Genomic DNA, 9,644 nt, shown 5'->3' on the forward strand with positions numbered 1-9,644 from the left:
TTAGGTTATCCATAACAAACCATAAAGCGAATGTAATAAATACAATTAGATCATATTTTTACTTAGATTGGTATTATACCAATTTGATTAAATAGGTGATCATTCAGCAGGAAATCAAAATACGATAGACAAGATCGTTAATGGCACCTGCTTTAACAGACATTCCCACCATCTGATGTTTACGGATGAGCAAATGCCGTGTTCATGTGGATGTGAATAAACGGCGATCGCGGTGAGCTCAAGTTAATCTTTATTCTCGGCTTGGGTTCCATCGTCGCTCTATCTTCTCCATCCTTGGAGTCGTCGGCTTGTGTTCCAACGTCGCCCATCCTTAGGGTCTCATATCATAAGTCACTAGCAAAGTGTGGCGTTTTTTGAAGCCCGCACAGGTAAGTATCTCAGGCATTCCACTTCTGAATTGCATAACTTCACAAGAGAATAACCATTCTTTCATTCATGTATCTTAAATTGACCCCCTGAGAGGTTATGAATTGATCAATTATTTAATCAACTTGGTATTATATAAATAGCTAAATCATATTCATAATAAAAAATGCCAACCACTCAAAGAGTAATTGGCATTTCTTGTATTACATTAACCCTTTAGAGCTAACTGTAAAACTCGGTATAAGCCTTGATTCCATGGCTCATACTTGGGTTTATTATTGCTTCTCAACGCTTGGGTAAGTGACTTCACCTTGCGATTTGAGTAGGGCAATAATCGCTCTATAGTCAGCTTCACTGTACTGAGAGGCTAACTTTTCTTTTAATGCTTTCAATTGCGCTTCATCAGCAGGTTTAGCTGCATTTATTTTATCTAAAATCACCACGGCATAACCTGAGCCTAATGCCACAGTATCAACTGACTCACTGTCTGAGTGTGGCATTTGGAATGCTTTTTTAACAATCGCATTATCCACATCAGGATCATTACGGGTCACATCCTTTTTCGTTGTAAACTCCGCATTACTGTCTTTATTTTGCACCGCCGTCATTACTTCTTGTGCTTTCGCACGAGCCGCTTCATTGGCTTGTTCTTGTTTCAATTGTGCAACAATACTTTCTTTCACATCGCTAAAAGGTAAAGGACCTGCCGGTGTATGGGTTTTAGCACGCAGCACTACGACGTGGTTAGGTTCAACCTCAAGTACATCACTGTTCATGCCGTCTGTTAGCACACTGGATGAAAAAATGGCTTTAACAATTTGTGGTTGATTAAACAAAGCTGGGACGTTGTTGCGGGTAAAGTTTGCAGTGGTTTCAACCTTTTCACCTACAGCTTTAGCAGCTTCAGATAAAGTATCAGGCACTTCATAACTAGTATCAGCAAGTTTTTGTTGTAATTCATAAAATTTATCAACAGCTTGCTTTTCTTTTAACTGCACTATAATTTTGGCTTTGACATCGCTAAACGGAACTTCTTGTCCACCTTCAACATCGAGCAATTTCACGATTTGAAAACCAAAATCAGTAGATAATACTTTAGAATATTGGCCTTTTTTCAAGCTGAAAAGCGCTTTATCAAAAGCTGGCTGCATTACGCCTTCTTCAAACCAATCCAGTTTTCCGCCTTCATTTCGGCTAAAGGTATCATCTGAATCTTTTTTCGCCAATTCAGCAAAATCGGCGCCAGCTTGTAACTGTTTATAGATAGCGTCAGCTTTTGCTTTACTTGCCGCTTCATCATCACCTTTTTCGATTAAAATATGTGCTGCAAGACGTTTTTCAGGCGTGCGATATTGTGACTTATTATCATCATAATAGGTTTTCGCCTCTTCATCTGTAACAGTGATCCCTTTTGCCATTTGTTTAGCATCAAGTTCAACATACTCTAAGCTCACCGATTCTGGACGAATAAATTGTGCTGAATTATCATCAAAAAATGTCTGAGCTTGCTCATCTGTTACTTTTGCATCAGCTAAAAAGGGTTGAGACTGAACAATAAGGTAACGTAAATCACGAGTTTGATCTTGTAGCTCTGCCACATACTTGGTTTCATTAGGTAACACGAATTCAGAAGTGATTAGAGCACGAACCAACTGAGTTCGTGTCATATCCGTTCGCATCATGTCTCTAAATGTTTGTGCTTGATAACCTAATTGACGCAAAATAGCTTGATAACGATCATTATCAAATTTACCATCAGTTTGAAACGCAGGTTCATTCATAATGGCATTTTTAATCTGCTCATCTGACACCCGCAGTCCCAAAGAGGCTGCTGACTGATCAAGTAGTTTATCTGCCACCAATCTTTCAAGTACATTCTGCTTAACACTTTGCATATAGCTATCATTAGCCGCTAATGTGTCAAACATGGTGCCTAATTGTTGCTGTAATCGAGCACGCTCATTTTGATAAGCTTGTTCTAAGGCGGGTTGAGTGATTTTCTCACCATTTACAGTCGCTACAGGCTCTTCAGTCGAAGAACTTAAATAGCTGCTAATCCCCGTAAATGCAAAAGAAAGTATCACCAGCACTAAGATGCTTTTTGCAATCACGCCCTGTGAACCTTCACGGATCTTTTCTAACATCAGACTTCTCGCTTGTTGCGATTAATAAAAAAAAGGCGCATCAATCTAAGAATGCGCCTTTTATGTTTAAGTTAGAGGATTAAATACCAAACATTCCGTTCTCTATTTAATCACTCTGAGATGATCAACCACATTGCGATCACCCTTTCTATTCGTAAAAGCACTGTCAACACAGTGCTTATCATGCTACGAAAGTACGAAAGCCTTACAAAAGGCTAACTATTAACCATTAATTAGTTAACAGCGTCTTTCAAAGCTTTACCTGCTTTAAAAGCGGGAATGTTTGCCGCAGCAATCGTGATTTCTTTGCCCGTTTGTGGGTTACGGCCAGTGCGCTCTGCACGTTGACGTACTTCGAAAGTACCAAAACCAACAAGAGAAATCTTATCACCTTCTTTTAGACCATCAGTCACAGCACCAATGAAAGAGTCTAATGCACGGCCTGCCGCAGCTTTAGAAATATCAGCACCAGAAGCAATTTTCTCGATTAGTTCAGATTTGTTCATGTCATCCCCTTGATTGTAATTGTTGCGCCGCAACCAAATCCTTGTCCAGAGCGGTCCGCGGAGGCTTTTATAACAAGCTTAGAACTAAAGTTCAAGTCTTATAAGAAAACCTAATAAATATAAGTAAGATACCGCTTAAATCCAGTGAAGCCAAGGGCTGGCTTCACTGATTCAGCACCGACCTAGGCTACCACAGGTCGAGGCATTGTTAAGCCTCTTTTTTGCATTTTTTTATTGCGTAGCTAATTTTTAATCAATTATCCGACATTTGTGACCACATCGAAGCCTTCAATGGGTCTTTCAAGGGATAATTTAAGTACTTCATCCACCCACCTAACAGGGTGAATTTCAAGATCAGCGATTACGTTAGCAGGTATTTCCTCTAAATCACGCTCATTTTCTTTCGGAATAAGCACCCGTTTTGTTCCACCTCGATGCGCAGCCAAGAGTTTCTCTTTTAAGCCACCAATCGGCAGTACTTCGCCGCGTAAGGTTATTTCACCTGTCATGGCCACATCAGCACGTACAGGGTTACCTGTTAAGCTAGACACTAATGCCGTACACATAGCAGCCCCCGCAGAAGGCCCATCTTTTGGTGTCGCTCCTTCAGGCACGTGAACATGAATATCACGCTTCTCATAGAAATCGGGGTTAATCCCCAATTGCTCAGCTCGAGCGCGTACAACCGTCATCGCCGCTTGAATCGACTCTTGCATCACATCGCCTAAAGAGCCTGTATAACTCAATTTGCCTTTACCTGCCACAGACGTTGCTTCAATCGTTAATAGATCACCACCCACTTCTGTCCAAGCCAGCCCAGTCACTTGACCAATTTGATTATTTGACTCTGCTTTACCATAGTCATGGCGCTGCACACCTAAGAAAGACTTTAAGTTTTCTTGGTTAACCTCAACCTTTTTAATGCTTTTATCAAGCAAAATTTGCTTAACCACTTTACGACAAATTTTAGACAATTCTCGCTCTAATGAACGCACGCCAGCTTCACGGGTGTAATAACGAATAATCCCGATAATAGCACTATCATCAACACTCACTTCAGACGCTTTCAGACCATTGCGCTCAACTTGTTTAGGCAATAAATGTTGCTTAGCAATATTGAGTTTCTCATCTTCGGTATAACCGGCAAGACGAATGACCTCCATTCTATCAAGCAGTGGTCCTGGAATATTCATCGAGTTTGACGTGGCCACAAACATGACATCAGATAAGTCATAATCCACTTCAAGGTAATGATCACTAAAGCTAGTATTTTGCTCAGGATCCAGTACTTCAAGTAATGCTGACGCAGGATCGCCACGCATATCTGAACTCATTTTATCGATTTCATCGAGTAAAAATAACGGGTTTTTTACCCCTACTTTGGACATCTTTTGGATGACCTTACCCGGCATAGAGCCAATGTAAGTACGACGATGTCCACGTATTTCTGCTTCGTCCCTTACTCCGCCTAACGCAACTCGCACGTATTTTCGGCCCGTTGCTTTTGCAATCGACTGACCGAGCGACGTTTTACCCACACCTGGTGGGCCCACAAGACACAAAATAGGACCTTTAAGCTGCTTCACACGGCTCTGCACTGCTAAATACTCTAAAATACGCTCTTTGACTTTTTCAAGCCCAAAGTGATCGGTATCTAACACATCTTGAGCTTTAGCTAAGTCACGCTTGATTTTTGAGCGCTTAACCCAAGGTACAGAAATCATCCAATCAACGTAACTGCGCACAACAGTGGCTTCAGCAGACATAGGCGACATCATTTTAAGCTTATTAAGCTCAGATGTGGCTTTTTCTTGCGCCTCGCTTGGCATTTTAGCATCTTCAATTTTACGTGCTAAAGATTCAAACTCATCATGAGATTCATCAATGTCACCCAGCTCTTTTTGAATGGCTTTCATTTGCTCATTCAAATAGTACTCCCGCTGGCTTTTTTCCATTTGCTTTTTGACACGAGAACGAATGCGTTTCTCAACCTGTAACAAGTCAATTTCCGCTTCCATCATTGCCATCAAATATTCAAGGCGCTCACCAACATCAATCATTTCCAGCACAGATTGTTTGTCTTCGAGTTTTAACGGCATATGAGCCGCCATCGTATCAGCCAATCTTGCTGCTTCATCGATACCAGATAATGAGGTGAGTACTTCTGGCGGAATTTTCTTGTTAAGTTTGATGTAACCTTCAAACTGACTGACTGCTGAGCGAACTAATACTTCCTCTTCTTTATCGTCAAGCGGTGCCGACTCTAAGTATTGTGCAGTCGCAACAAAAATATCATTTTCATCAGAATAACGCTCTATTCTCGCTCTTTGTCCGCCTTCAACGAGTACTTTAACGGTCCCGTCCGGCAACTTAAGTAATTGTAAAATTGAGGCGACTGTACCCACATCAAAAATATCATCACCAGTGGGATCATCCAATTCAGCATCACGCTGAGCCACTAAAATGATCCGTTTATCTTGCTCCATCGCCGCTTCTAAACAACGAATGGATTTCTCTCGTCCGACGAATAACGGAATTACCATATGAGGGTACACCACTACGTCCCTTAGTGGTAACACGGGTAGTTCGATTCGCGCTTCACGCTCTAGTGTCATAGCTCGATTCCGTTTTATATAATTATTACTGAAGTATATTGGGATAAAAGCTTAGGTTTCAATGGAAGATAAAAAATTAAATGAAAAATGATATAAAAAAAGGAGTCTGATTGACTCCTTTTTTATATAGAATAGCACTTATCCTAAAAATTACTCGGCAGAGGCGGTTTTTGCATCACTATTTTGATAAATTAAAATAGGATCCGACTCCCCCTTTACTACTGACTCATCGATGACAACTTTAGCCACATTTTCAGTGGAAGGTAAGTCATACATAATATCAAGTAAAATGCCTTCCACGATAGAACGTAAACCCCGAGCACCGGTTTTACGTGTCATGGCTTTTAAAGCAATTTCTTTTAATGCATCTTCACGAAACTCGAGTTCAACCTCTTCCATTTCAAATAAAGCAGCAAATTGTTTCGTTAAAGCATTTTTAGGCTCAGATAGAATCTTAATCAGCGCATATTCATCCAGCTCAGCTAATGTCGCTAATACGGGTAAACGGCCAATAAACTCTGGAATTAAACCATACTTCACTAAATCTTCAGGCTCAACTTGCAATAAGGTATCAGAGATAGTGGCTTTATCATCTTCACCTTTGACTTGCGCACCAAATCCAATGCCGGTTCCTGTATGGGCTCTTTGCTCAATCACTTTTTCAAGCCCAGCAAAGGCACCCCCGCAGATAAACAAGATTTTTGACGTATCAACTTGCAAAAACTCTTGTTGAGGATGCTTACGTCCCCCTTGGGGTGGTACAGCAGCAATGGTTCCTTCAATGAGTTTTAATAAAGCTTGTTGCACTCCTTCACCTGAAACATCACGAGTAATCGAAGGGTTGTCAGATTTACGGCTGACTTTGTCGATTTCATCGATGTAGACAATACCGCGCTCTGCTTTTTCAACATCATAATCACACTTTTGCAATAGCTTTTGAATGATGTTTTCCACATCTTCCCCCACATAACCCGCTTCGGTTAATGTGGTTGCATCCGCCATTGTAAAAGGCACATTCAAAAAACGTGCTAATGTCTCGGCCAGCAGTGTTTTACCGCTTCCTGTTGGACCCAGAAGTAAAATATTACTCTTACCCAACTCAACATCATCTTTTGAACCGCTGTTCTTCAAACGCTTGTAGTGATTATACACCGCCACCGATAAGACTTTTTTTGCCTTATCTTGACCAATAACATAATCATCTAAATGCGCCCTTAACTCATGAGGTGTGGGTAGCTTATCTTGCTCTTCCTTCGGTGAGATTTCTTTAATCTCTTCTCTGATAATATCGTTACAGAGCTCAACACACTCATCACAAACATATACAGAAGGCCCAGCAATCAATTTTCTCACTTCATGCTGGCTCTTTCCACAAAAAGAGCAGTACAGTAGCTTACCACTGTCACCGTTATCTTTGTTGTCGCCCATTACTCTACCTCTTTTTGCAGTTACTTTACTGCCTGAATCATTTCATTGCATTAAACTCAGCATAGCTCAGCCTAAAACAAAAATCAGCCTCGAGTTGTTAATATTGAGTCAACGAGTCCATATTCAACCGCTTCCGCTGCACTCATAAAATTATCTCTATCCGTATCACGTTCAATCACTTCCATTGGCTGTCCTGTATGTTCAGCCAGCATAGTATTTAATTTGCTTTTTATCCCTAAAATTTCCTGTGCGTGAATCGCAATATCAGATGCTTGACCTTGGAAGCCACCCAGTGGCTGATGGATCATAACACGAGAATTAGGTAAACAATGACGTTTTCCTTTTTCTCCACCTGCAAGCAAAAATGATCCCATGCTTGCGGCTTGACCGATACAAACGGTGCTCACATTTGGTTTAATAAATTGCATAGTATCATATATCGCCATACCTGCGGTAACTGACCCACCAGGAGAGTTAATATACAGAAAAATATCCTTATCTGGGCTCTCTGACTCCAAAAACAGTAGCTGAGCCACAATAAGGTTAGCCATATGTTCTTCAACTTGGCCGACTAAGAATATGATACGCTCTTTTAATAAGCGAGAATAAATATCATAAGAGCGTTCACCTTTAGCCGTTTGTTCAACAACCATAGGCACGAGTGCATTAAGTACTGTTTCTGGCGCTTGGTTCATGTTTTACCTTCCCTAAATAAAAATGGCCCGCATGAGCGAACCTCATACGAGCCATTATAAATGACGAACAGCTGTTTAAGTCAAGCTAAGCTTAACCTCGAGCTGTAGCCTTGTTCATAAATTCTTCAAAATTGACTTCTTTCTCTGTCAATGTAGCAGATTTTAACAAAGCTTCAACCGCTTGTTCTTCTAAAGCAACGTTACGCATGTTCTGCATAAGCTCTTTATTGTTGTTGTAGTAGTTAACAACTTCACTTGGATCTTCATAAGCCGATGCCATTGAAGCAATCAAAGTTTGAACGCGATCGTCTTCCGCTTTTAGCTCATTCGTCTTGATGACTTCGCCTAATAACAGACCCACTTTCACACGACGCTCAGCTTGCTCAGTGAATAAATCTGCTGGTAACTCAGGCATGTTGGCCGCTTGATCGCCAAAACGCTGCATCGCTTGTTCACGTAAGACTTTCACTTCACCTTCAATTAATGCATTAGGCAGTTCAATGTCATTCTTTTCTAGAAGACCATTCAGTACCTGCTCTTTCACATTGGCTTTTAGCGCTTGCTCAAGTTCACGGCCCATGTTCTTGCTGATCTCAGCACGCAGCGCATCTATTCCGCCTTCTGCAATACCAAATAAAGTGGCAAACTCATCATTCACTTCTGGTAAGTCAGCACCTTGTACTTCATTAACAGTAATAACAAATTTAGCCGCTTTACCTTTTAGGTTTTCAGCGTGGTAATCTTCAGGGAAGGTGACATCAATTTCAAACTCGTCGCCCGCTTTATGCCCTTCAACACCGGCTTCAAAACCTGGGATCATACGACCACTGCCTAATTCTAATTCGAAGTCTTCAGCTTTACCGCCTTCAAATTCTTCACCATCAATAGAACCTGTGAAGTTGATTTTCGCTTTATCACCTGTTGCAGCTTCGCGCTCAACAACCTCAAATTTAGCATGTTGCTTACGCAGTGTTTCGATCATCGCATCGATATCCGCTGTTGTTACTTCAGCAGTTGGCTGCTCAACAGTAATCGTATCAAGATCTTTTAATTCAACTTCTGGGTAGATTTCAAAAGTTGCGATAAATTCAAAATTATCACCTTCACTGTTACCTGGCGTTAAAGTCGGTGCGCCAGCAGGATTCAGCTTTTCAGCAACAATTGCTTCAACGAAATTACGTTGCATGACTTCGCCTGTCACATCTTGACGAATCGCTTGACCATAACGTTGCTTGATAACACTGACAGGCACTTTGCCTGGACGGAAACCTGGAATACGTGCTTTTTTCGCTTCACTCTTCAAATTGTTTGAAATAAGCGTTTCAATCTGCTCAGCTGGAACAGAAATCGTTAAGCGACGCTCTAGGCCTTGAGTGGTTTCAACAGAAACTTGCATTTTATTACCTCGAAATATGTCTAACGTCCTTTAAACAGTCGAAAAATTCAACCATTCTAATATTCGTTTCTTGATCCGTTAATCTAACGAGTCTACCCGTAAAGACTGGCGTCTAGCACTGGTCACTTATTCATTGATAGATATCAAGACGCGATATTATATACTCAAATCCTTTGGAAATACAAAATTCAACGGTAATTGGAAAACATTTAATAACAAGAACTGAAATACAGCGTATTTCCTATCAAAAAACAGACTCTGTAACGCGTTTACTCTGAATGTGTATCGATGGAAAAAACAGCTTAAATGATGAGTTATTTGTTTAAATCACTTTAATTTTTGACACAAAAAAGCGACCTACTAGAGATCGCTTTTTTGTATTCTAACACTGAATAGTGGGGTGACTGATGGGGCTCGAACCCACGACAACCGGAATCACAATCCGGGGCTCTACCAACTGAGCTACAATCACC

At 40.9% G+C, this 9,644-nt stretch carries 6 protein-coding genes and 1 tRNA gene; all 7 read right to left on the reverse strand.

Annotated features, from left to right (window positions below; all coding sequences use genetic code 11):
* Nucleotides 1-662: 662 nt before the first annotated feature.
* The gene (locus Q0976_RS23670) at nt 663-2,531 is read right to left on the reverse strand and encodes a SurA N-terminal domain-containing protein (protein WP_299497283.1); all 1,869 of its coding nucleotides are present in this window, start codon (nt 2,529-2,531) and stop codon (nt 663-665) included.
* 233 nt (nt 2,532-2,764) lie between these two features.
* Nucleotides 2,765-3,037: a nucleoid-associated protein HU-beta gene (hupB, locus tag Q0976_RS23675; RefSeq protein ID WP_298769307.1), complete on the reverse strand. Its 273-nt coding sequence runs from the start codon at nt 3,035-3,037 to the stop codon at nt 2,765-2,767.
* A 257-nt stretch (nt 3,038-3,294) separates the two neighbouring features.
* The gene (gene lon, locus Q0976_RS23680; protein ID WP_299497285.1) at nt 3,295-5,652 is read right to left on the reverse strand and encodes an endopeptidase La; all 2,358 of its coding nucleotides are present in this window, start codon (nt 5,650-5,652) and stop codon (nt 3,295-3,297) included.
* Between the two features lie 150 nt (nt 5,653-5,802).
* A complete protein-coding gene (gene clpX / locus Q0976_RS23685; protein ID WP_299497287.1) occupies nt 5,803-7,080 on the reverse strand; it encodes an ATP-dependent protease ATP-binding subunit ClpX in 1,278 nt (425 codons plus the stop codon).
* Nucleotides 7,081-7,163: 83 nt separating this feature from the next.
* On the reverse strand, nt 7,164-7,775 hold the full coding sequence (gene clpP / locus Q0976_RS23690) for an ATP-dependent Clp endopeptidase proteolytic subunit ClpP (protein WP_299497288.1): 612 nt from the start codon (nt 7,773-7,775) through the stop codon (nt 7,164-7,166).
* A gap of 91 nt (nt 7,776-7,866) precedes the next feature.
* The gene (gene tig, locus Q0976_RS23695) at nt 7,867-9,171 is read right to left on the reverse strand and encodes a trigger factor (protein ID WP_299497290.1); all 1,305 of its coding nucleotides are present in this window, start codon (nt 9,169-9,171) and stop codon (nt 7,867-7,869) included.
* A gap of 396 nt (nt 9,172-9,567) precedes the next feature.
* Nucleotides 9,568-9,643: transfer RNA gene (locus Q0976_RS23700), tRNA-His, on the reverse strand.
* Nucleotide 9,644: the final 1 nt, after the last annotated feature.

It is taken from the genome of uncultured Shewanella sp., assembly GCF_947501665.1.
GTDB lineage: Bacteria > Pseudomonadota > Gammaproteobacteria > Enterobacterales > Shewanellaceae > Shewanella.

What these genes read in the sequence shown, in the direction of transcription:
- Q0976_RS23670 (WP_299497283.1), bottom strand. Translation starts at nt 2,531, where the DNA reads ATGTTAGAAAAGATCCGTGAAGGTTCACAGGGCGTGATTGCAAAAAGC.
- hupB (WP_298769307.1), bottom strand. Translation starts at nt 3,037, where the DNA reads ATGAACAAATCTGAACTAATCGAGAAAATTGCTTCTGGTGCTGATATT.
- lon (WP_299497285.1), bottom strand. Translation starts at nt 5,652, where the DNA reads ATGACACTAGAGCGTGAAGCGCGAATCGAACTACCCGTGTTACCACTA.
- clpX (WP_299497287.1), bottom strand. Translation starts at nt 7,080, where the DNA reads ATGGGCGACAACAAAGATAACGGTGACAGTGGTAAGCTACTGTACTGC.
- clpP (WP_299497288.1), bottom strand. Translation starts at nt 7,775, where the DNA reads ATGAACCAAGCGCCAGAAACAGTACTTAATGCACTCGTGCCTATGGTT.
- tig (WP_299497290.1), bottom strand. Translation starts at nt 9,171, where the DNA reads ATGCAAGTTTCTGTTGAAACCACTCAAGGCCTAGAGCGTCGCTTAACG.